This window comes from Limnohabitans parvus II-B4 (assembly GCF_003063455.1).
Lineage (GTDB): Bacteria > Pseudomonadota > Gammaproteobacteria > Burkholderiales > Burkholderiaceae_C > Limnohabitans_A > Limnohabitans_A parvus.
The window spans coordinates 361181-382887 of the sequence record NZ_NESN01000002.1 but is presented as its reverse complement, the minus strand read 5'-3'; the positions used below and the strand labels follow the sequence as shown (position 1 = coordinate 382887).

Annotated in this window: 25 protein-coding genes; 12 read left to right on the top strand and 13 right to left on the bottom strand. The window is 60.3% G+C overall.

The window, feature by feature from the left end:
• Nucleotides 1-6: 6 nt before the first annotated feature.
• The 5 genes from B9Z37_RS06585 to B9Z37_RS06565 all read right to left on the bottom strand — a co-directional run bounded on the left by B9Z37_RS06585 (nucleotide 7) and on the right by B9Z37_RS06565 (nucleotide 3052).
• Nucleotides 7-270, bottom strand: a complete 264-nt coding sequence (locus B9Z37_RS06585) for a DUF1272 domain-containing protein (protein WP_108312197.1) — start codon at nucleotides 268-270, stop codon at nucleotides 7-9.
• Nucleotides 271-289: 19 nt separating this feature from the next.
• A complete protein-coding gene (locus B9Z37_RS06580; RefSeq protein ID WP_108312196.1) occupies nucleotides 290-853 on the bottom strand; it encodes an isochorismatase family protein in 564 nt (187 codons plus the stop codon).
• A gap of 164 nt (nucleotides 854-1017) precedes the next feature.
• Nucleotides 1018-1500 carry a glutathione peroxidase gene (locus tag B9Z37_RS06575; RefSeq protein WP_108312195.1) on the bottom strand — a complete coding sequence of 161 codons (483 nt, stop codon included), beginning with the start codon at nucleotides 1498-1500 and terminating at the stop codon, nucleotides 1018-1020.
• A 14-nt stretch (nucleotides 1501-1514) separates the two neighbouring features.
• On the bottom strand, nucleotides 1515-2408 hold the full coding sequence (locus B9Z37_RS06570) for a DMT family transporter (RefSeq protein ID WP_108312194.1): 894 nt from the start codon (nucleotides 2406-2408) through the stop codon (nucleotides 1515-1517).
• Between the two features lie 11 nt (nucleotides 2409-2419).
• A complete protein-coding gene (locus B9Z37_RS06565) occupies nucleotides 2420-3052 on the bottom strand; it encodes a DedA family protein (protein WP_108312193.1) in 633 nt (210 codons plus the stop codon).
• Nucleotides 3053-3259: 207 nt separating this feature from the next.
• Here B9Z37_RS06565 and alr point away from each other — a divergent pair, with 207 nt between their 5' ends.
• Together alr and B9Z37_RS06555 are read left to right on the top strand one after the other, a co-directional pair.
• A complete protein-coding gene (gene alr / locus B9Z37_RS06560) occupies nucleotides 3260-4357 on the top strand; it encodes an alanine racemase (protein ID WP_108312553.1) in 1098 nt (365 codons plus the stop codon).
• An 85-nt stretch (nucleotides 4358-4442) separates the two neighbouring features.
• On the top strand, nucleotides 4443-5366 hold the full coding sequence (locus B9Z37_RS06555) for a DMT family transporter (RefSeq protein ID WP_108312192.1): 924 nt from the start codon (nucleotides 4443-4445) through the stop codon (nucleotides 5364-5366).
• A gap of 10 nt (nucleotides 5367-5376) precedes the next feature.
• Here the strand turns inward: B9Z37_RS06555 and B9Z37_RS06550 are convergent, their stop codons facing one another.
• The 3 genes from B9Z37_RS06550 to B9Z37_RS06540 all read right to left on the bottom strand — a co-directional run bounded on the left by B9Z37_RS06550 (nucleotide 5377) and on the right by B9Z37_RS06540 (nucleotide 9875).
• A complete protein-coding gene (locus tag B9Z37_RS06550; RefSeq protein WP_108312552.1) occupies nucleotides 5377-6138 on the bottom strand; it encodes a sulfite exporter TauE/SafE family protein in 762 nt (253 codons plus the stop codon).
• A gap of 312 nt (nucleotides 6139-6450) precedes the next feature.
• The gene (locus B9Z37_RS06545) at nucleotides 6451-8175 is read right to left on the bottom strand and encodes a GMC family oxidoreductase (RefSeq protein ID WP_108312551.1); all 1725 of its coding nucleotides are present in this window, start codon (nucleotides 8173-8175) and stop codon (nucleotides 6451-6453) included.
• Between the two features lie 188 nt (nucleotides 8176-8363).
• Nucleotides 8364-9875, bottom strand: coding sequence for a CoA-acylating methylmalonate-semialdehyde dehydrogenase (locus tag B9Z37_RS06540; protein ID WP_108312191.1), 1512 nt, complete (start codon nucleotides 9873-9875; stop codon nucleotides 8364-8366).
• A 115-nt stretch (nucleotides 9876-9990) separates the two neighbouring features.
• On the opposite strand from B9Z37_RS06540, the gene B9Z37_RS06535 reads away from it, so the two are divergent.
• Entirely contained in the window at nucleotides 9991-10923 is a 933-nt protein-coding gene (locus B9Z37_RS06535) for a LysR family transcriptional regulator (protein WP_108312190.1), read from the top strand.
• 4 nt (nucleotides 10924-10927) lie between these two features.
• Here B9Z37_RS06535 and B9Z37_RS06530 read toward each other — a convergent pair whose 3' ends face one another.
• The 3 genes from B9Z37_RS06530 to B9Z37_RS06520 are packed head-to-tail and all read right to left on the bottom strand — an operon-like array spanning nucleotide 10928 to nucleotide 12798.
• Entirely contained in the window at nucleotides 10928-11563 is a 636-nt protein-coding gene (locus B9Z37_RS06530; protein WP_108312189.1) for a MarC family protein, read from the bottom strand.
• An 18-nt stretch (nucleotides 11564-11581) separates the two neighbouring features.
• Nucleotides 11582-12052 (bottom strand): MaoC family dehydratase, encoded by a 471-nt coding sequence (locus tag B9Z37_RS06525; RefSeq protein WP_108312188.1) that lies wholly within the window; start codon nucleotides 12050-12052, stop codon nucleotides 11582-11584.
• Complete coding sequence (locus B9Z37_RS06520) at nucleotides 12052-12798, bottom strand: SDR family oxidoreductase (protein ID WP_108312187.1); 747 nt, start codon at nucleotides 12796-12798, stop codon at nucleotides 12052-12054. Before B9Z37_RS06520 ends, B9Z37_RS06525 begins: the two co-directional genes overlap by 1 nt.
• Before the next feature lie 81 nt (nucleotides 12799-12879).
• Here B9Z37_RS06520 and B9Z37_RS06515 point away from each other — a divergent pair, with 81 nt between their 5' ends.
• Nucleotides 12880-13482 carry a 2-hydroxychromene-2-carboxylate isomerase gene (locus tag B9Z37_RS06515; RefSeq protein ID WP_108312186.1) on the top strand — a complete coding sequence of 201 codons (603 nt, stop codon included), beginning with the start codon at nucleotides 12880-12882 and terminating at the stop codon, nucleotides 13480-13482.
• A gap of 29 nt (nucleotides 13483-13511) precedes the next feature.
• Nucleotides 13512-14201: a dienelactone hydrolase family protein gene (locus tag B9Z37_RS06510; protein WP_108312185.1), complete on the top strand. Its 690-nt coding sequence runs from the start codon at nucleotides 13512-13514 to the stop codon at nucleotides 14199-14201.
• 105 nt (nucleotides 14202-14306) lie between these two features.
• Here the strand turns inward: B9Z37_RS06510 and B9Z37_RS06505 are convergent, their stop codons facing one another.
• Together B9Z37_RS06505 and hemB are read right to left on the bottom strand one after the other, a co-directional pair.
• The gene (locus tag B9Z37_RS06505) at nucleotides 14307-15437 is read right to left on the bottom strand and encodes a magnesium transporter CorA family protein (protein ID WP_108312184.1); all 1131 of its coding nucleotides are present in this window, start codon (nucleotides 15435-15437) and stop codon (nucleotides 14307-14309) included.
• A gap of 4 nt (nucleotides 15438-15441) precedes the next feature.
• Nucleotides 15442-16446 (bottom strand): porphobilinogen synthase, encoded by a 1005-nt coding sequence (hemB, locus tag B9Z37_RS06500; protein ID WP_108312183.1) that lies wholly within the window; start codon nucleotides 16444-16446, stop codon nucleotides 15442-15444.
• A 300-nt stretch (nucleotides 16447-16746) separates the two neighbouring features.
• On the opposite strand from hemB, the gene B9Z37_RS06495 reads away from it, so the two are divergent.
• The 7 genes from B9Z37_RS06495 (at nucleotide 16747) to rpsG (ending at nucleotide 21655) form a co-directional block, all read left to right on the top strand.
• Nucleotides 16747-17175 carry a CopD family protein gene (locus B9Z37_RS06495; protein WP_108312182.1) on the top strand — a complete coding sequence of 143 codons (429 nt, stop codon included), beginning with the start codon at nucleotides 16747-16749 and terminating at the stop codon, nucleotides 17173-17175.
• Between the two features lie 9 nt (nucleotides 17176-17184).
• Nucleotides 17185-18300 carry a VanZ family protein gene (locus tag B9Z37_RS06490; RefSeq protein ID WP_108312181.1) on the top strand — a complete coding sequence of 372 codons (1116 nt, stop codon included), beginning with the start codon at nucleotides 17185-17187 and terminating at the stop codon, nucleotides 18298-18300.
• A gap of 25 nt (nucleotides 18301-18325) precedes the next feature.
• The gene (locus B9Z37_RS06485) at nucleotides 18326-18670 is read left to right on the top strand and encodes a (2Fe-2S) ferredoxin domain-containing protein (protein WP_108312180.1); all 345 of its coding nucleotides are present in this window, start codon (nucleotides 18326-18328) and stop codon (nucleotides 18668-18670) included.
• On the top strand, nucleotides 18670-19296 hold the full coding sequence (locus B9Z37_RS06480) for an alpha/beta hydrolase (RefSeq protein WP_108312179.1): 627 nt from the start codon (nucleotides 18670-18672) through the stop codon (nucleotides 19294-19296). Before B9Z37_RS06485 ends, B9Z37_RS06480 begins: the two co-directional genes overlap by 1 nt.
• A 52-nt stretch (nucleotides 19297-19348) precedes the next feature.
• Complete coding sequence (locus B9Z37_RS06475; protein ID WP_108312178.1) at nucleotides 19349-20506, top strand: D-alanyl-D-alanine carboxypeptidase family protein; 1158 nt, start codon at nucleotides 19349-19351, stop codon at nucleotides 20504-20506.
• A gap of 136 nt (nucleotides 20507-20642) precedes the next feature.
• A complete protein-coding gene (gene rpsL, locus B9Z37_RS06470) occupies nucleotides 20643-21020 on the top strand; it encodes a 30S ribosomal protein S12 (protein ID WP_011466063.1) in 378 nt (125 codons plus the stop codon).
• Between the two features lie 164 nt (nucleotides 21021-21184).
• Nucleotides 21185-21655: a 30S ribosomal protein S7 gene (rpsG, locus tag B9Z37_RS06465; RefSeq protein ID WP_108312177.1), complete on the top strand. Its 471-nt coding sequence runs from the start codon at nucleotides 21185-21187 to the stop codon at nucleotides 21653-21655.
• Nucleotides 21656-21707 lie beyond the last annotated feature (52 nt).

Genomic DNA, 21707 nt, shown 5'->3' with positions numbered 1-21707 from the left:
TGGCGCTCATGCTTTGCCCCCGGCTGCAATGGCCTGGCAGCCTTGCGGCTTGAACACCCGCTCCGTAGAGGCAGGGTTATTCACCAGCTTGGCTGCAGGCCGCACCGGGCGGCGCACCAGCTCGCCGCCGCAGTTGGGGCAGATGCCATGCAAGCGCGTGTCTGCGCAAGTTGCACAGAATGTGCATTCAAAAGAACAGATGCGGGCATCCAGCGCCTCAGGCGGCAGGTCGCGATTGCAGCATTCGCAGTTGGGGCGCAGTTGGAGCATGGTTTCGGGTCGCTGGGGTTCAGAGGCTGGACAGACAAGTATCCACGTTCACGATGCGCGCAAAGCGATCGGCCAAGACCAGCTCAGTGCGCGTGATGATGTCTTGGGCGCTGAAAGTCTGGCCGGTGCCCTTGTGGGTCATGGGGAAGGTCAGCGTCGCTTCAGACACAAAGTCCACCGCATAGCCAAGGTCCGAGGCCACGCGGGCCGTGGTCTCGCAGCATTGCTCGGTGCGGATGCCGCTGATGATGAGGCGCTGCACGCCCTGGCGACGCAACCACACATCGAGCCCGGTGTCGGTGAAGGCGCTGTGCACATGTTTGTCAAAGCGTGCGGCGGGATGGCCCGGCAGCCAGTCCATGGCCTTGATCAGGCCCGAGTCGGAGCGAAAAGGACCATCGTTGTCGATGTGAAAGATGTGTACCACCGGCACATCGGCCTGCCGACAACCCGCTTCCAGTTTCAACAGCGCTTGCTGAAATGGCGCGGGATGACCCGAAGGCCAATACGGCATGTGCTCAAAGGATTGCTGCACATCGATGATGAGCAGGGCGGACTTGGGTTGTATGGATGCATGGGTCATGGCTGGTCTGGGCAAAGGATGAACAAGCTTCCATTGTGTGAACCAGGGGCAGTCATAGACAGGGCATAGCGAGACGAACAGAGGACGGAAAAGGACATGCATGCCTCATGGCATATGCATGCCCATCTCAGGTCGATCTTTGAATGAAACGAGGCAGTGTGTCGTTAGTTCGCCAACGCCGCCTCAATGTCCTTGGCGATTTTTTCAGGTGCGTCCTGCGGGGCGTAGCGTTTGATCACGCGCCCGTCCTTGCCCACCAAGAACTTGGTGAAGTTCCATTTGATGGCTTTGCTGCCCAGGATGCCGGGCGCTTCGGCTGTGAGCCATTGGTAGAGCGGGTGCGCGCCATCGCCGTTGACCTTGACCTTGCTCATCATCTGGAAGCTCACGCCGTAGTTTTTCTGGCAAAAGTTGGCAATCTGTTCATCGTCACCCGGGTCCTGGCTGGCGAACTGGTTGCAAGGAAAGCCCAGCACGGCCAAGCCTTTGTCGCCATAAGACTGGTGAAGCTTTTCCAAGCCAGTGAACTGGGGTGTGAAACCGCAGGCGCTGGCTGTGTTGACGATCAGCATCACTTGGCCTTTGTATTGGCTCAGGTGCACAGGCTGTTGGTCGATGCTTTGGGCTTCAAAATCGTACAGGCTCATGGGGTGGCTCCATTTCAATCGTGTTGTGCAGGGCTGATCACCGACAGCAAGGCGGCCAGCAAGATCAACGAACCGCCGATCAGCGTATGGCCTTGCCATTGGGATGCGCCCAGTATGACGGAGGACACGCTGGCAAACAGGACCTCGGACAGCATGACCAGTGCCGTTGTGTGGGCAGCCAGACGGGCTGCGCCATATTGCAGCGCCAAGTTGCCAAACAAAAATGAGACACCGAGCAAAGCCACCAGCGGCAACCAGCTCCAAGCCGGAGCTTGGCCGACGTCAACCACACCCGTGGCCAAGCCCACCAACGCCGCCAGTGTGGCCATGACCGCACCGCCGCCAAACATGGCCAGGGTGCGCGACGAACCGGGCGTGTCCTTCAGTTTCAGCAGCAGCGCGTTGGTGATGGCAAACGTCAGGCCACTCAGCAGGGCCAGCACATCGGCCAGACTTTCAGGCACGGGCCAAGGGGTCTCGGGGGTTTTGAGCACGATGAACAAACCCGTGATGGCCAGCAGCAAACGCAGCAGCGCCATGCGGCGGGGTTTTTCGCCCAACAGCCACCAAGCGACCAGCACCGACCAAGCGGGCATCAGGTAAAAAAGCAGGACCACCCGCACCACGTCGCCCACCGTGACGGCCCAGTTGAAGCCCACATTGGTCAAGCCCGATGCCAGCAAGAGAATCCACAAGCCGGGATGATCGCGCCAGCTGATGAGCTGGCCTGTTTTCCAGAGCCACAAGGCGATGGATACAAACACAAAGGCGTAGACCAGCGCAGTGGCCCACAACGGGTGCAGACCTTGTGCTTCGAGTTGTTTGAAAGGCCACCAGCACACGCCCCAGACAAAGGCGTTGAACAGGAGTCCGGCCACGGCCAGACTTTTGGGAGAGGTTTGGCCCATCAGCGGGCGTGTCAGGAGGGGTCGCTGGGGGTGTTGCCGGCATCGCTTTGGCGCTTGCGCCGCCAGCGCCAGCCCAGCCAGGCGACGCCCAAGCCCAGCAAGGCAAAGATGCCGTGCTGGAATTGACGCAGGACAGAGAACATCCAGTCCCAGTTTTGCGCGCCAAAGTAACCCAGATACACCCAAATGGGCACACTGATCAGAGCGGCAAAGCCGTCCATCAAGAACCAGGTCGGGAAAGTCACGCGCTGGCTCATGCCGGCTGAAAAGAACACAGGGGTGCGCAAGCCAGGCAGAAAGCGGGCCACGAACATGACCCATTTGCCGTATTTGTGGAAGGCGTCCTGTGCACTGGCAAAGCGTTCGGGGGTCAGGATTTTGCGAAAACCGGGCAGTTGCGAGATGCGTTGGCCGTACAGTCGGCCGAGTGTGAACATCAGGCCATCACCGATCATGACGCCTGCCATGCCCACAGCAAACATGGTGTGCACATCGGCATGGCCCAGCCCCGCGATCACGCCGCCCGTGACCAAGGTCACGTCCTCAGGCACAGGAATACCAAAGCCGCAGATCAACAGCATCACGAACACGGCCAAATAGCCGTATTCGGTGAAGATGGGCATCAAAAACTGAAAAACTTCCATGGATTACAAGGTTCAGCCAGCGCCCGAACGGTTCAGGCGGAATGCGTGGGGTTAACAGGCAGCGGGCCAGTGTAAAGCATTTGAAAGCCCTCTCTCAGCCCCGGGCGAGCGGGTATTCCCGGGGCGCTTTTGTCTTCGGGTGCTGGGCAAATCGATCCCCGATTGCTGGCACACTTGGCATTCCCATTTGTTGAGTTCAAGTCCCGCATGCCTCGCCCCCTCCTTGCCACCATTCACATCGCTGCACTGCGCCATAACTTGGCACGCGCCCGCCAGGCCGCCCCCGATGCCCAAGCCTGGGCGGTGGTCAAGGCCAATGCTTATGGTCATGGCATTGAGCGGGTGTTTGAGGGCTTGCGCGGCGCGGACGGCTTTGCCCTTTTGGACTTGAGCGAGGCCGAGCGCGTCAGGGCTCTGGGTTGGCGTGGGCCGATTTTGTTGCTCGAAGGTGCTTTTGAGGCCCGTGATCTGGAGCTGTGCTCGCGCTTGCATCTGTGGCACACCGTGCATTGCGATGAGCAGATCGACATGCTGGCGCTGCACAAGACGCACGAGCCGCACCGGGTGTTCCTCAAAATGAATTCAGGCATGAACCGCCTGGGCTTCTCGCCGCAGCGTTACCGTTCGGCCTGGACGCGCTTGAACGCTTTGCCGCAGGTGGATGAAATTTCCTTGATCACCCATTTCAGTGACGCAGACGGGCCCAAGGGCATCGCGGCGCAGATGGCCTTGTTTGAAGAAGCCACCCGCGACCTGCCCGGTGAGCGCAGCGTGAGCAACAGCGCCGCCACTTTGCGCCATGCGCACGATGCCGCCGTGAAGGCCGACTGGATTCGCCCCGGCATTGCCGTGTATGGCAGCGCCCCGGATTTTCCTGAGCACACGGCCGCCCATTGGGGCCTGCAACCCGCCATGAGCCTGAATGCCAAGATCATCGCTGTCCAACACATTGAAGTCGGTGACAGCGTGGGCTACGGTTCCAGTTTTGTGGCGGACAAGCCCCAGCGCATTGGCGTGGTGGCTTGTGGCTATGCCGATGGCTACCCGCGCATCTGCCCCACAGGCACCCCGGTGTTGGTCGATGGTGTGCGGGGCCGCACCGTGGGCCGCGTCAGCATGGACATGCTGACCGTGGACTTGACGAACCTGCCCTATGCGGGCGTGGGCAGCACCGTCACCTTGTGGGGCAAGGCAAGCGAGGGCACGGTGCTCAGCATTGACGAAGTGGCCCAAGCGGCTGGCACCGTGGGCTATGAACTCATGTGCGCGCTGGCCCAGCGTGTGCCGGTGGTGGTCGAAGACTGAGTCTTTTCCCCAAGTTGGCGCTGCACAAGGGTGACCTTGCTGCGCGCGTGACAAGCGCGTTCGGCAGACCGGCTGACAATGCACCATGCCCCATCGCCCCCCGCTGCACCGACATGACCAACGCGCTTTGGTTGTGGCCCTGATCCTGATCGTGATTTGGGGTGGCAACTTCACCCTCCAAAAACACCTTCTGGTTTTGCTGTCACCCGGTGGTTTTTTGTGGGCGCGTTATCTGATCATGCCCGCGTGCGCACTTTTGCTCATGCGCTGGCGCTTTGGTCGCTGGTTCCCGCCCTTGCCGCGCAAAGACTGGCTGCACATGGCTTGGCTCGGTTTCATCGGTCACTCGTTGCATGTGGGCTTGGTCACGTACGGCATCCATTGGTCCACCGCGTTTTCGAGCTCGGTGATTTTGGCTTGCGGCCCGATCTTCACACTGCTGATTTTGCGTTTTCAGGGGCTGGAGCGCTTGACCGCAGCCCAGATGGCTGGGGTCTCGCTGGCGTTTGGCGGGGTTTTGCTGTTCCTGTCCGACAAATTGCTGGGTGGCCATTGGCGTGCGGGCGGGGGTGACCTGGTCTTGCTGATCGCGGCCGGGTTTTTCTCTTATTACACGGTGGAGGTCAAACCCGTCATGGAGCGGCACGGCCCGGTGTTGACCATGGGTTATTCCACCTTGTTGGGTGGTTTGCCTTTGATGTTGTGGTCCATCCCGTCAGGTCTGGCAGCGCCTTGGGTTTCGCTGGACATCTGGTCTTGGGTGGGCTTGTTCTGGTCGATTTTGGTCTCGGCCTTCCTCGGTTGGTTGGCGTGGGGCTGGATCAACACCGTGCGCGGCGTGGCCCGCACGGCTCCGCTGATGTACCTGGTGCCCCCGATGGCCGGCTTGTTTGCTTGGGGCTGGTCCGGTGAGCACTACAGCTGGGTCAAGATTGGCGGGGCGGGGGTCACGCTCTTGGGCGTGGCGCTGGCGCAGTACGCGGGGCGGCTGAAATGGCGTCTGCGCTGAGTGGCTGAGATCAGGCTTTGAGCCAGGTGTCGTAGGCGGTTTTGCAGATCAGCCCCAGCACCACCAAGATGAACACATGGCGCACAAAGCCTGCGCCGTGCTTGAGGGCCAGTCGGGTGCCGATCAGGCTGCCGACAATGTTGGCCGCGCCCATGGCCAGCGCCAAGTGCCACCAGACGTGGCCCTTGAAAGTGAACAAAACCAAGGCAGCCAGGTTGGTGGCCACATTGATCATCTTGGCCGCAGCAGAAGCGTTCAAAAAGTCGTAGCCGAGCACCCGAACATAGGCAAACACCAGAAAACTGCCTGTGCCCGGACCAAAGAAGCCATCATAAAAACCGATCACCAGGCCAATGCCCGCGGCGATCCAGGCTTCTTGCGCCCCTGCAAAGCGTGGCGCGTGACTGCGGCCCAAGTCCTTCTTGATCAGGGTGTAGAGCAGCAACACAGCCAGCAGCACGGGCAGCAATTTGCGAAACAAGCTGGGGTCCACTTGTGTGACCACCCAGGCCCCCGCCAGCGAACCCACAAGACCCGCGCCTGCCGCCGGCAGCAGGGAGCGCCAAGGCATGACCACTTTGCGGCTGTATTGCACGGTTGCAAAAGCGGTGCCCCAGATCGACGCGCTTTTGTTGGTGCCAAACAAGGTGGCGGGTGCTGCGCCGGGAAACGTGGCAAACAAGGCCGGCAACAAGATCAGGCCGCCGCCGCCCACGATCGCATCCACCAAGCCAGCCAGCAAGGAGGCCAGCGAAACAATCAGTAATTCCATGTCGGGGATTGTGGCATCGAGGTCGGACATGGCCTGTCGCCATGGGTGAACGACAGGCAAAAAAAAGCGCCGCTTGCGCGACGCTTGGGAAAATCACACCTCGTTCGGATGTTGGTTCATGTTCTTGCTCTTGCTCTTAGGCTTGTCTGTCTCCTCGGCCCTCGGGATGCAGATACTGCTTTGCATCGAGTGGATGAAATGTAAGTGAACAGATGCTGCCTTTTCCTCAGGGATTTCCCCATTTTGGGGAAATCCCTGCCCAGAACTGACGTTCAACTGACGGAAAAGAATGACTTTGGGTGCTTTGGTCGCTCAGGGTGCCATGCGACCGGCGGCATCTTCGGCGATCCACTGCGCCGCTTTCTCGGCAATCATCAAGGTCGGGCTGTTGGTGTTGCCACTGGTGATGGTGGGCATCACGCCCGCATCCACCACTCGCAGCCCCGCCACACCGCGCACCTGCAAGCGCCCATTGACCACCGCCATCGGGTCGTCGTCGCGCCCCATGCGGGTGGTGCCCACCGGGTGGAAGATGGTGCTGGCGATGTCTCCGGCCAGTTTGGCCAGCTCTTCATCGGTTTGGTATTGCACGCCGGGCTTGAACTCTTCGGGCGCAAAAGGTTTCATGGCGTCTTGCGCCATGATGCGGCGCGTCACGCGCAAGCTGTCGGCAGCAACTTTGCGGTCTTCGTCGGTGGCCAGGTAGTTGGGCGCAATGGCCGGGGCATCTTCAAACCGGGGGCTGGTGATGTTCACGCTGCCCCGGCTGGTCGGGTTCAGGTTACAGACGCTGGCCGTGATGGCCGGGAAGCTGTGCAGCGGCTCGCCAAACGCGTCCAGACTCAGTGGCTGCACGTGGTATTCCAGATTGGCATGAGGCTGCGAAGGGTCACTCTTGGTGAATGCGCCCAACTGGCTGGGGGCCATGCTCATCGGGCCTGATCGTTTGAAGGCGTACTCCATGCCGATCATGGCTTTGCCCAGTAGGCTATTGGCCAAGGTGTTGAGCGTTTTGGCCCCTTTGACCTTGTAGACCGAGCGGATCTGCAAATGGTCTTGCAAGTTGGCCCCCACGCCAGGCAGTTCGTGCTGCACTTCGACGCCTTTGTCCTGGAGCAAGGCCGCTGGACCAATGCCTGAAAGCTGCAAAATTTGCGCCGAGCCAATGCTGCCCGCGCTCAAGATCACTTCGCGGGTGGCTTGGACTTCGACCATCTCCACACCCGTCCACACCTGTGCTCCGGTGCAGCGTTTCTCGCCGTTGGCTTGGGTCTCCATCGTTAGCTTGGCCACATGGGCTTTATTCCACAACTCGAAGTTGGGGCGCGAATAGCAGGTCGGGCGCAAAAAGGCCTTGGCCGTGTTCCAGCGCCAGCCCTTGCGCTGGTTCACATCGAAATAAGCCACGCCTTCGTTGTCGCCCTGGTTGAAGTCATCTGTGGCTGGAATGCCCGCTTGCTGCGCCGCTTGCGAAAACGCGTCCAGCACGTCCCAGCGCAGGCGCTGCTTTTCGATGCGCCATTCGCCGCCGGTGTTGCGACCACGCAGGGTGTGCAAATAGCTGCCCTTGGGCAAATCGGTCGGCGCCAGCAGTTCGGACTTGGCACCCTTGGCCCCATGAAATTCGTTGGCACCGTTGTAATGGTCTTCGTGCAGCTTGAAGTAGGGCAGGGTCTGGTCCCAGCGCCACGCGTCATTGCCGGTGATCTGCGCCCATTGGTCGTAATCACGCGACTGGCCGCGCATGTAAATCATGCCGTTGATGCTGGAGCACCCGCCCAGCACCTTGCCACGCGGGTAACGCAAGCTGCGACCATTCAGGCCCGCCGCAGGCTCGGTCTGGTACAGCCAGTCGGTGCGGGGGTTGCCAATGCAATACAGGTAGCCAACCGGGATGTGAATCCAGTGGTAATCGTCTTTTTTGCCCGCCTCGATCAGCAGCACACGCTTGCTGGCGTCAGCCGAAAGGCGGTTGGCGAGCAAGCAGCCTGCCGTGCCGCCGCCAATGATGATGTAGTCGAAGGTGTTGTCGTTCATGTTGTGCCCGGTCTCCATAGCGGGCGATTGTGCCTGTGGATTGCAAGTCAACCGGACAAAAGATGTAGCGTCCGTGATCCGGGCTGGCCCGTTGGGCCGATTTGCTGGCGCGAAGCGACTGATGAGGCCCAGCGGGCCAGCCCGAAGCGCGGATGCGGCACCGAAGCTGTCCCTCAGATCAGAATTCCTTACTTGGCCGTAGGCATCACAAATTCCGCACCCTTGCCGATGCTCTCAGGCCAGCGCTGCATGATGGACTTTTGCTTCGTATAGAAACGCACGCCCTCTTCGCCATAGGCGTGCATGTCGCCAAACAGCGAACGCTTCCAGCCGCCAAAGCCGTGCCAAGCCATGGGCACCGGAATCGGCACGTTGATGCCGACCATGCCCACTTGGATTCGACGCGAGAACTCACGCGCCACGTTGCCGTCGCGGGTGAAGCAGCTCACGCCGTTGCCAAACTCGTGGTCGTTGATGATTTGCACGGCGGTGCCAAAGTCTGGCACGCGCACGCAGCTCAAGACCGGGCCAAAGATTTCTTCTTTGTAGATCTTCATGTCGGTGGTGACGTGGTCAAACAGCGTGCCGCCCAGCCAGAAACCGTTGTCGCAACCTGCACCGGCCTTTGCACCGTCAAACTCGCGGCCATCGACCAAGAGCTTGGCACCTTCGGCCACGCCCGCGTCGATGTAGCCTTTGATGCGCTGACGCGCCGCGTCGGTCACGATGGGTCCCATCTCAGCGGCCAGGCTTTCACCGTTGAGCACTTGCAGCGCCTTGGTACGCTCGATCAGCTTGGGCAAGATCTTGTCGGCCACATCGCCCACCAGCACCGCCACCGAAATCGCCATGCAGCGCTCGCCAGCCGAACCGTAGCCTGCGCCGATCAGCGCGTCCACGGTCTGGTCGATGTCCGCATCGGGCATGACCACCAGGTGGTTCTTCGCGCCGCCCAAGGCCTGCACGCGCTTGCCGTGGTGGGCACCGGTCTCATAAATGTAGTTGGCAATCGGGGTGGAGCCGACGAAGCTGATGGCTTTCACATCGGGGTGTTCCAGCAGCGCGTCCACGGCTTCTTTGTCGCCCTGCACCACGTTGAACACGCCATCGGGCAGACCGGCTTTTTTCAGCAAGTCGGCGATGAACAGCGACGGCGTCGGGTCGGTCGGGCTGGGTTTGAGGATGAAGGTGTTGCCCGCTGCAATGGCCACCGGGAACATCCACATGGGCACCATGACCGGGAAGTTGAAGGGCGTGATGCCCGCCACCACGCCCAGAGGCTGGCGCATCGTCCAATTGTCGATGCCGGTCGAGACCTGCTCGGTGTAGTCGCCTTTGAGCAGCTGCGGAATGCCGGTGGCGAATTCCACGATGTCGATGCCGCGCGAGACTTCGCCCTGCGCGTCGGTGAACACTTTGCCGTGCTCGGCGGTGATCAGGTGGGCCAGCTCGTCTTTGTGGGTGTTCAGCAGCTCCAGGAACTTGAACATCACGCGGGCGCGGCGCAGGGGCGGGGTGTCGGCCCAGGCGGGGAAAGCGGCTTGCGCAGCGGCCACGGCTTGGGCCACTTCGGCGCTGTTGGCCAGGGCCACGCTGCCGGTCACGGCGCCGGTGGCGGGGTTGGTCACGCTCTGGCTGCGGCCCGAAGTGCCAGCGGCGACTTGGCCGCCGATGTAATGACCGATGTTCGTGATGCTCATGGGGGCTCCTGAATGGGGGGTGAATGGTTTTCAGCGTACGAGTGTAGGCACCCTCACCACCCCCCACAAGACTGCAAAACTGAATTGATTGTTCAAAATAATGAACAATACCCGGATGGAAGACCAAAAAATCAACACCCTCTGGACCCACCTGCACTGGCTGAGCGTGCTGGCGCAGCAAGGCAGTTACACGGCGGCTGCCGCTCGGCTGGGCGTGAGCAAGGCCGCCATGAGTCAGCGCATCGCCGAGCTGGAGCGGGCCGCCAAAGTCACTCTTGTGCAGCGCACCACCCGCAGCCTGCGCCTGACCGAAGCCGGTCAAAAGCTGGTGGACGACACCCGCGCATCGTTTGAACAGATCGAGCAGAGCTTTGCCCAAGTGCGCGATTTGGCGGAGCAACCCAGTGGCCTGCTGCGCGTGACGGCGCCTGTCGCCTTTGCGCGGCAGCAACTTGTGCCACTGCTGACTGATTTCCTCAAAAATTACCCGGACGTTCGGATTGAACTGGATATGTCGGACCGCCTGAGTGCGCTGGCCACTGAGGGCTATGACCTGGCGATCCGTCATACCACCCGGCCACCCGACACCCATGTGGCGTGGTCGCTGTGTGGCACCGAATCCTTGTTGGTGGCTACCCGGGCCTATTTGCGCAAGCAGGGTGAGCCGCAAAGCCCCGCCGATCTTCAAGCACACAACTGCCTGCATTACCCTCGCTCGCAAGACACCCCGGCTTGGACCTTTGAGTTACGTCAGCCTTCAGGCGGTGATGAACGCATCACGGTACCGGTCATGGGCCATTTCGCAGCCAACAACAGCGAGGCCCTGCGGGAAGCCGCCCTCGCGGGCGCTGGCATTGCCTTGTTGCCCGATTTCAGCGCTCAAGCGGCCTTGCGCCAAGGCAAGCTGGTGCGCGTGCTGCCCGACTGGAAGCCGGTGGGTGCATTCGCCGAAACCATCTACGCCATCCGCCCTTATGCCCCGCATGTGCCTCGCGCCGTGGCAGCGTTGGTGGCGCATTTGCGTGAAGGGCTGGCGTTGGGCTTTTGATGGGTCAGTGTCCAGTCAGCACCGGAAACAGCTTGTGCAGTCCATCGGCCATCACTTCAACCGCCAGTGCCGCCAAGATCAACCCCATCAGACGGGTCATCACGTTGATGCCGGTTTTGCCCAGCACGCGTGCAATGGGTGTGGCCAGTGAAAAGCACAAGGCGGTGGCCAGCGCGATGACCACGCCGTAGCTGACGAGTGTGCCGAGTTGGGCGAAGTTCTTGGCTTTTTCGGCGTAAATCACCACCGTGGACATGGTGGCCGGGCCGGTCAGCAGCGGGATGGTCAGCGGCACCACGGCGATGCTGGCACCCACGGCGGCTTTGGCCTCGGCGTCGTGCACTTCGTCGGCGTTAGCGCGGGCTTCGGCCGGTTGGGCATTCAGCATCGATAGGGCGGAGGTCAGCAGCAGCATGCCCCCGCCGACTTGAAAGCTGGCCAGCGAGATGCCGAAAAACTCCAGAATTTGCAGACCCAGCAAGGCGCTGGCGGCGATCACGATGAAGGCGGCGGTCGAAGACACCAGGATGGTGCGCTGGCGCTGGGCGCGACTGAAGCCCTGGGTGTAGTGGATGAAAAACGGGACGATGGCCAAAGGGTTGACGATGGCCAGCAAGGTGATGAGTGGTTTGAAGTCCATCGCCGCATTGTGCAGTTTTTATGGCGTGGGGGCGGCCGGTGTGCGCCGGCGGAACATGCCCCAGCCTTCCATGTGCAGCACTTTGTCGCCGTGCTGGTTGAACATTTCCCACAGGTTGCGCGTCATGCCCACATCGGGACGTTTGCCCATGGGCTTGGTCTCCAGCATGGTGCTTTGCAGGCGTAAGGTGTCGCCGGGGTAGACGGGTTTGAGCCATTTGAGGCCTTCCAGGCCAGGCGAGCCCAGGCTGGATGTTTCGCACAGGAAGTTGGTCACCATCAAGCGCATGGCCATCGAACAGGTGTGCCAGCCGCTGGCCGAGAGGGCGCCAAAGACCGAGGCTCTGGCCGCTTCGTCGTCCAGGTGAAAGGGTTGCGGGTCAAACTGGCTGGCAAAGGCGATGATCTCTTCACGGGTCGGGGAGATGGTGCCCAGGTCGCGCACTTGGCCCACCGCAAAATCTTCCCAGTAATACTTGATCTGTGGCATCAGCGGCCTCCGGAAACGTCCAAGAAACTCATGGTGGTGTAACTGGCGCTGTCACTCAGCAGCCAGACAATCGCCTCGGCCACCTCTTGGGCAGTACCGCCGCGCTGGGCGGGCACCAGGTGTTGCAGGTCTTTCACGCGGTTGGGCAGGCCACCCGAGGCGTGGATTTCGGTTTCAATCAGCCCCGGTCGCACCGCATTCACGCGGATGCCCTCGGCCGCTACTTCTTTGGACAAGCCAATGGTGAAGGCGTCGATCGCGCCTTTGGCAGCGGCATAGTCCACATATTGGTTGGGTGAGCCCAGACGCGAAGCGGCGCTGGACACGTTGACGATGCTGCCGCCATCGCCGCCATAGCGGGTGCTCATGCGGCGCACGGCTTCTCGGGCACACATGAGGCTGCCGATCACGTTGATGTCGAACATGCGTTTCCAGCGGGCCACGCTCATTTCGTCCACCCTGGCCGCGACATCGACCACACCAGCGTTGTTGACCAAGCCCGACAAGCGGCCCAGCTTGGCATCGATGTGTTCGAACATCCGCAGCACTTGCGCTTCGTCGGCCACATCCGCCTGGACCGACATGGCTTGCCCGCCCGACGCGCGGATCTGCCGGACCACTTCATCAGCCGCCAGTGAGTTGGCGGTGTAGTTCACTGCCACCGACCAGCCGTGTTGGGCTGCCAACAGGGCTGTCGCAGCCCCAATTCCCCGGCTGCCGCCGGTCACCAACAAGACCTTGTTCATGGCATGTCTCCTGCAAAAATTCGTGATGGCGGGTACAACCGCTGTTTTGTCCAAAGATTACACAACAGACAAGGAGACAGCATGGGTCGCACAGTGGACTATTACTTCGCCCCGCAAAGCCCTTGGGCTTATTTGGGTCACCAACGACTGGCTGACATCGTGCAGCGTACCGGGGCCACGGTGCACGTGATGCCGATCGACTTGGGCGGCAAGGTGTTCCCGATTTCGGGGGGCTTGCCTTTGGGGCAGCGTGCGCCGCAGCGTCAAGCCTATCGGTTGGTGGAGTTGCAGCGCTACAGCCAGCACCAGAATTTGCCTTTGAACCTGAAGCCCCAATACTTTCCGGTGGGGGGTGACGACGCGGCTCGCCTGATCATCGCGGCCGACATCGCCCAAGGTGCAGCGGCGGCCATGGCGATTGCCGGGGCGGTGCTGGCGGCCTGCTGGGCCCAAGAGCGCAACATGGCCGATGACAAGGTGCTGGCCGAGTTGTTGCAAGAGCAGGGTTTGCCCGCCAGCTTGCTGGAACAGTCGCACAGCCAGGCCGTTCAGGTGCGCTACGAAACCTATACCCAGGCAGCGATTGACGCAGGTGTGTTTGGCGCACCAAGCTATGTGGTGGATGGCGAGATTTTTTGGGGTCAGGACCGGCTTGATTTTGTCGAGCGTGCGCTGGCCTGTTGATGTGGTTGAACTGATTTGAGGAGCTGAAAATGGGAATGATGATGGAATTGAAATCTGCGGACGGCACAGCGGTGTCTGCTTATGTCGCTAGCCCAGTGGACGCGCCCAAGGGTGCTGTGGTGGTGATCCAGGAGATTTTTGGCGTGAACAGCCACATCCGCAATGTGGCCGATGGCTATGCCGCCGAGGGTTATCTGGCCGTGGCACCTGCGGCCTTTCATCGCGTCAAACCTGGTGTCGAGCTGGGCTATGCCGAAGCCGACATGGGCGAAGGCTTTGGCTACAAAACGGCGGTCGAGGCTTTGCCTGCGCCCGGTGTGATGCAGGACATTCAGGCAGCGATTGACCATGCGGTGCAAGCCGCGGGCGGTAAGGTTGGCATCGTGGGGTATTGCTGGGGTGGTTTGCTGACCTGGCGTGCCGCTTGTTCCTTGAAGGGCCTGAGCGCTGCGGTGCCTTATTACGGTGGCGGCATGACGACCGATGCTGAAATTTCCCGTCAGCCACGGGTGCCCGTGTTGGCGCATTTTGCTGAGGAAGATAAGTGGATTCCGCTCGATTCCGTTGAGGCTTTCAAGAAAGCGCATCCCGCAGTGCAGGTGTTCACCTATGCGGCGCATCACGGCTTCAACTGCGATCAGCGTGGTTCTTGGCATGCACCATCGGCCCAATTGGCGCGGGAACGCACACTCGCGTTTTTCAAGCAACATTTGGGTTGAACGACTGAAGATGTCATACCCGCGCATGCGGGTATCCAGGGTTGACGAAGACATGGACCCCCGATCGAGTCGGGGGTGACGAGATGGGCTGGTGATGTTTCGCGCTTACTCGCCCGTCCGCGCCAGATAGCGTTTGCGCCAGAACACCAGACCCATGACCAGCGCGATGGTGCCCATTGTGCCCAGCGTCCACCAAAAGCCCGAGGCCTGGTGCAGCCAGGGGATGAACTCGAAGTTCATGCCAAAAATGCCTGCGATCAGGTTCAGTGGCAAAAAGATGGCCGTCAACGCGGTCAGGGTGCGCATGATGTCGTTGGTGCGGTTGCCCTGCACATTGAAGTGCATTTGCACCGCCGTTTCGGTGTTGTGCTCCAGGCGGCGCACGTGTTGGACCACGCGGTCGATGTGCTCCAGCACATCGCGGCTGCGGATTTTGAGCAGCTCGTGTTCGCGCTGCGCTGTGTTGTCGGGTGTAATCCGCCAACTGTCCAGTGACTCGGTCCAGCTTTGCATGGCGGTGTGCTGGTCGTCGCACAAGGCTTCGAGCTGGTGCAGCGCCATGCGGGCGTGTAGCAGGGCGTCCCAACGGTTAAAGCGCGTGCGCGGGTGCAGCAGTTCGGCTTGCCAGTGGTCGAGCTGGCGGCTCAGTTCGCGGCGCAAGTCCAGATAACCATCGACCATGTGGCTGACGATGCGCAGCATCATGTCGGCCGGGCTGTGGGGCACGCCGCGTGCGCCGGTTGAGCGGGAGTCGCTAGCGCTTGCATCCTGGGCTTGAGTGCTGGCCAGTAGCCGGGCGGCATAGGCTTCGCGCACGGCGCAGTCGGCCGGGTGCACGCTCAGCAGCACCCGGTCAAACACCGCAAAGCCGACCGGACTGGTGTCAATGCGGTGCAGCACCGGTGGGCCGGGGCGTTTGCCGCTTTGCAGGTCGAGGCTGTTGTCCGGCTTGGCGTTTACACCATCCGGGCGCTGGGCCAGCCGCCGGAACACCATCAGGTCGTAATGCGAGCTGTAGTCAAAGCGCGAGGGCAGCTGGGCGTTCAGCAGGTCCGAGACGTGCAAGTCCACCAAGGTCTGACCTGTCAGCTGTTCAAGGCTGTTTTGGATGGATGCCAGCTCTGATTGAAATTGTTCACGTGAGCAGGCAATCCAGACATAACCGTGCTCAGGCAGTTGCTGGGGCAAGGCCAACCCAGCGTGTACCTGTGTGCCTGCGATGTTGAAGACCCGCATGCGATCAGCCTTGGCGGATCAGGCGGGCCGCATCGCGTGCAAAGTAGGTCAGCACGCCGTCGGCGCCTGCGCGCTTGAAGGCCAGCAGGCTTTCCATCATCACCAGGTCGTGGTCGAGCCAGCCGTTTTGTGCAGCGGCTTTGAGCATGGCGTACTCGCCCGACACCTGGTAAGCGAAGGTCGGCACCTTGAACTCGTCTTTGACGCGGCGCACGATGTCCAAGTAAGGCATGCCGGGCTTGACCATCACCATGTCGGCGCCTTCGGCCAGGTCCATGGCGACTTCGCGCAGGGCTTCGTCGCTGTTGCCCGGGTCCATTTGGTAGACCTTCTTGTTGCTCTTGCCCAGGTTGCTGGCTGAGCCCACGGCGTCGCGGAAGGGGCCATAAAAGGCGCTGGCGTACTTGGCGCTGTAGGCCATGATGCGGGTATGGATCAGGCCGCGCGCTTCGAGCGCCTGGCGGATTGCGCCGATGCGCCCGTCCATCATGTCGCTGGGGGCGACCATGTCGACGCCGGCTTCGGCTTGCGTCAGGGCTTGTTGCACCAGCACGGCGGTGGTTTCGTCGTTCAAGATGTAGCCGGTCTCGTCCAGCAGGCCGTCCTGGCCGTGGCTGGTGAAGGGGTCGAGCGCCACGTCGGTCATCACGCCCAGTTCGGGAAAACGTTTTTTCAGCTCGCGCACCACGCGCGGCACCAGGCCGTCGGGGTTCATGGCTTCGCTGCCTGTGGGGTCCTTGAGGCTGGCGTCGATCACTGGGAACAGCGCCATCACCGGGATGCCGAGTTTCACGCAGTCTTCGGCCACCGGCAGCAACAGGTCCAGACTCAGGCGTTCCACGCCGGGCATGGAGCCCACGGCTTGGCGCTGGTTCTGACCGTCCAGCACGAAGACGGGGTAGATGAGGTCATGTGGCGTGACCTGGTGTTCGCGCACCAAGTTGCGGGTGAATTCGTCACGGCGCAGGCGTCGTGGGCGGCTCAAGGGGAAGGGGGCGACGGGGTTCATATTGAAAATTGTGCCTGAAGTCATGCCCGGCACCCAAAGTCTGGGGCTTCCTGGCCTCTGGCCAAGGCGCGCATCCCTCAACCAATAAAAACAACACAAAAATTAAAATTGAACTTGTTAATGGTTTTGTTATTTGATAAATTCAGTCCGGGCAGCTTGCTGCCTCCCGCTTTTCCTCCCTGAGCGGGGCCTGGATGCGGTAACGCGGAAGGGCTTCCCACCCTCGGCCCCTGGCCGGGGGTTTTTTTTGCCTTGGCACCCCATTTGTGCCGGTCCAGCCATCCTGACTACACTTGCACCATGCTCTGGATCAAAGCCCTTCACATCGTCTTCATCGCCAGCTGGTTTGCCGGCTTGTTTTACTTGCCGCGCATTTTTGTCAATCTGGCCATGGTGGAGCCAGGGTCGGTGGCCGAGCGGGAGCGCCTGCTGCTGATGGCTCGCAAGTTGTACCGTTTCATGACCATTTTGGCCATTCCCGCTTTGGCTTTGGGTTTGTGGTTGTGGCTTTACTACGGCATTGGCAAAGGTCCTGGACAGGGCTGGATGCATGCCAAGCTGGCCATCGTGGTGGCTTTGATGGGCTACCACCATGGTTGTGGCGTCATTCTTCGAAAATTCACCCAAGGGCAAATGCAACGCAGCCACGTGTGGTTTCGCTGGTTCAACGAGGCACCGGTGCTCATGATGTTGGCGGCCGTGATCCTGGTGGTCGTTAAACCCTTTTAAGGCCTTGGCATGCGCACCCCTCACCTGCGCAAAACGGCAGCTTGGCCCTTGGTGTGGATTTATGCCATCTTGATTGTTTACGCCAGTCTGTACCCCTTTGACAGCTGGCGCATTCAAGGCATTGCCCCTTGGGCTTTTTTGACGGCACCCTTGCCCCGCTACTGGACAGGGTTTGATGTGCTTGCCAATGTGGTGGGTTATGCGCCTTTTGGCTTTTTGCTGGCTTTGGCGCTGCACAGAACACGACCCCATGGACCAGTCATTGGCTTGACCACCTTGGTGGCGGCCACGCTGTCGCTGACGATGGAGTCTTTGCAAATGTTTTTGCCGGTGCGTGTGCCTTCCAATGTGGACGCCGCCTTGAACATTTCAGGGGCTTTTGCTGGTGCTGTGACCGCCCGCGCATTGGAGTGGGTGGGCGTGTTGGACCGTTGGAGCCGCTTTCGTGACCGTTGGTTTGTGCCCGATGCCAGTGGGGCAATGGCGTTGCTGGCTGTGTGGCCCTTGGCTTTGTTGTTCCCAGTCCCCGTGACCTTTGGGCTGGGGCAGGTGTTGGAGCGGGTGGAGGTGGCTTTGGCCCACGTGCTGGAAGACTCGCTGTTGCTGGAATGGTTGCCATTGCGTGAGGTGGAGTTGCAGCCTTTATTGCCTGTCAGCGAAATCCTGTGTGTCGCCATTGGCTTGTTGTTGCCCTGTTTGTTGGCCTTCGGAGTGCTGCGTGAATGGCGACAACGCATCATGGCGGCCGTGTGTTTGGTGTTGGTCGGATTCATGGCCAGTGCCTTGTCCGCTGCGCTCACTTACGGACCCGCCCATGCCTGGGATTGGATCAGTACCGAGGTCTTGGTGGGCTTGGCGCTGGCCATCGTGATCATGGCCGCGCTGTCGTTCAGTGCGGCGCGGGTATGTTGGGTGCTGGCGCTGGCCGCTTTGGTTTGGCAGATCAGCTTGCTCAACAACGCTTCGGCAGATGCTTACTTTGCCTTGACGCTTCAAACCTGGGAGCAAGGTCGGTTTATCCGCTTTCATGGCCTGATCCAGTGGCTGGGTTGGCTGTGGCCCTATGCCTTGCTGCTCTATTTGGTGAGTCGGCTGTCTTCTGCTGACCGTTCGAACGATCAGTGATGGCGCATCCGCCTAGAATTAAGGCATGAGTTCAGAAAACGCCGCCCCTTACTTCAAACGCCACATCTTTTTTTGCCTGAACGAGCGCAAAAACAACGAGGCCTGTTGTGCACAACAAGGCGCACAAGCCGCCTTTGACCATTGCAAAAACCGCATCAAAGACTTGGGGCTGGCTGGGCCGGGTCAGGTGCGCGTCAACAAAGCCGGTTGCCTGGACCGTTGTTCAGGGGGGCCTGTGGCTGTGGTGTACCCCGAGGGCGTTTGGTACACCTATGTGGACCAGTCCGATATTGACGAAATCGTCGAGTCGCATTTGAAGAATGGTCAGGTTGTTGAACGGCTGGTCACGCCAGCGCATCTGGGGCGCTGATGAATGCCGCCACCCAAATCCTGACATTGACCGGATCGGCAGGGATCATTGAGGCTTTGCTCGACGTCCCGGCGGACGGTACCGCACGGGGGACTGCCATCGTCGCGCACCCGCACCCACTGTTTGGCGGCACCCTGCAAAACAAGGTGGTGCAGACCTTGGCCAGGGCATTTGTGCAGTGCGGGTGGCAGGCTGTGCGCTTCAATTTTCGCGGGGTAGGTGCCAGCGCAGGCACTTACGACGAAGGCCGAGGCGAAGCTGAGGACATGCTGGCTGTTGTTGAGCAAGTTGCCCCGCAAGGCCCCTTGGCCTTGGCCGGGTTTTCGTTTGGTGCGTTTGTCACCAGCCACGTGGCACAGACTTTGGCCCCGGTGCGCAGTCTTGAAAAGCTGGTGCTGGTGGGTACAGCAGCTTCGCGTTTTGTGGTCGCCCCGGTCGCCCCTGAATTGCACGAGAAGACCTTGGTGTTGCACGGCGAGCAAGACGACACGGTGCCGCTGTCCAGTGTGATGGATTGGGCTCGGCCCCAATCCTTGCCTGTCACGGTGATTCCTGGGGTTGAGCATTTCTTTCATGGGCAATTGCCCCTTCTGCGAAGCTTGGTGGCGCGTCACCTTCGCGCCTGATGCCGGATGCACCGCCTAAGCGGGGTGCGCCACGACGAAAAGACAGAGATTTATGATCCGATTTCTCAAAAATCTGGCGGCGACTTTGCTGGCCGCTTTCACCTTGAGTGCTCAGGCCCAAATGCCGCAGCCCCCCGAAGTGGCGGCCAGGGCGTATTTGCTGATCGATGTGACAGCCAACCAGATCTTGGCGGCCAAAGACCCCGACATGGCGGTTGAGCCGGCTTCGCTGACCAAGCTGATGACGGCCTATTTGGTGTTTGATGCCCTGAAATCCCGCAAGATCGACCTCAAGCAAACCTTGCCGGTTTCCGAGCGGGCGTGGAAGATGCCCGGTTCTCGCATGTTCATCGATACCAAAATGCGGGTGCCCGTCGAGGACCTGATCAAAGGCATGATTGTCCAGTCGGGCAACGACGCCACTGTGGCACTGGCTGAAGGGGTGGGCGGTAGTGTCGAGCGCTTTGTGCAGTTGATGAACGATCAGGCCAAGGTTTTGGGCATGAAGAACACCGATTACCGCAATCCCGAGGGCTTGGCCGAGGCGGGGCATACCACCACCGCCCGAGATCTGGCCACCTTGGCCAGCCGGTTGATGCGTGATTTTCCGGACTACGTTTCTTATTACGCGATCAAAAAGTACCGTTATGCGGGAACCCCTGCCGCCAATGACAGCAACCGCAATTTGTTGTTGTTTCGCGATCCTTCGGTCGATGGCCTGAAAGCGGGGCACACCAAAGCAGCCGGATATTGTCTGGTGGCCACGGCCAAACGCGATTTCCCCAATGTCGGTGCCCGTCGCCTTTTGTCCATTGTTTTGGGGGCTGACAGCGAAAATGCCCGTTCCAACGAAAGCCAGAAGCTGCTGAACTGGGGTTACACCGCCTTTGACGCGGTCAAGCTCTTCGACGCCGGGGTGCCCGTGGTGAGCCCTTCAGTCTGGAAAGGCAAAACCCCTGTTTTGAAGCTGGGCGCTTTCCAGCCGCTGGTGGTGGCCGTGCCTGCCGGTGCTGCCGCTCAGATCAAGACCCAGGTGGCTCGCCCGGACCCACTGGTCGCGCCTTTCACCAAAGGCCAGGTTGTGGGCACTTTGAAGGTGATGCGTGGCGAGCAGGCTTTGCTGGATGTGCCCTTGGTGGTGCTGGAGCCCGTGGAACAGGCGGGCGTGCTGGGCCGGGCGTGGGACGCTGTGCGTCTGTGGATCAAGTGACGCCCAGGGCGTCATTGCTGCTCATTTGTGGATAACTTGCCACCAGCCCGCCAGGCGGTTATACTGGCAGGCTTTTCCGCTTTTGGGGCGGAGAAGTTTCTTTTGTCTTTTTAAACGTTTAGGGACGTTACAAACAATGCCAACCATCAATCAATTGGTGCGTCAGGGGCGCGAGGTCGAAACGATCAAGTCCAAAAGCCCTGCGATGCAAAACTCTCCACAGCGTCGTGGTGTCTGCACCCGTGTGTACACCACAACGCCAAAAAAGCCTAACTCCGCTCTGCGTAAAGTTGCCAAAGTGCGCTTGACCAACGGTTTTGAGGTCATCTCCTACATCGGCGGTGAAGGCCACAACCTGCAGGAGCACTCTGTTGTTCTGGTGCGCGGTGGTCGTGTCAAGGATTTGCCAGGTGTGCGTTACCACATCGTCCGTGGTTCGCTGGACTTGCAAGGCGTGAAAGACCGCAAGCAGTCTCGCTCCAAGTACGGTGCGAAGAAGCCAAAGGCCAAGTAAGCCCTTTCGGGTTGAAATTTTTCGGTGCTGTTTCCCGCGTGGCGCGGTGATTCAGCGAAGTGACCCGAAGCCCGGAATTGTCCAGGTGGGTCGAGTAAGTGAGTGTTTTGAATAACGCTCGCGGTGTCTGAAAAGATGCCAACTGAAGCAATATGAGGTGAAATATGCCACGTCGTCGCGAAGTCCCTAAACGTGAAATCCTGCCGGATCCCAAGTTCGGTAATGTCGAATTGTCCAAGTTCATGAACGTGATCATGGAAGGCGGCAAAAAAGCGGTTGCAGAGCGCATCATTTACGGTGCCCTCGACAACATGGAAAAGAAAACAGGCAAAGACCCTGTGGAACTCTTCTCCATCGCCATCAACAACGTCAAGCCCATGGTGGAAGTGAAATCCCGCCGCGTGGGTGGTGCGAACTACCAGGTGCCTGTTGAAGTGCGCCCTGTTCGTCGCTTGGCCCTGTCGATGCGCTGGATCAAAGAAGCCGCTCGCAAGCGCGGTGAAAAGTCCATGGCCCTGCGCTTGGCCAACGAGTTGCTCGAGGCCAATGAAGGCCGTGGCGGCGCCATGAAAAAGCGTGACGAAGTTCACCGCATGGCCGAAGCCAACAAGGCGTTCTCGCACTTCCGCTTCTGATGCACACGGGTTTCATCAAGAAGCCCGACACTTTCAGAAGCCAGCCCGCTGG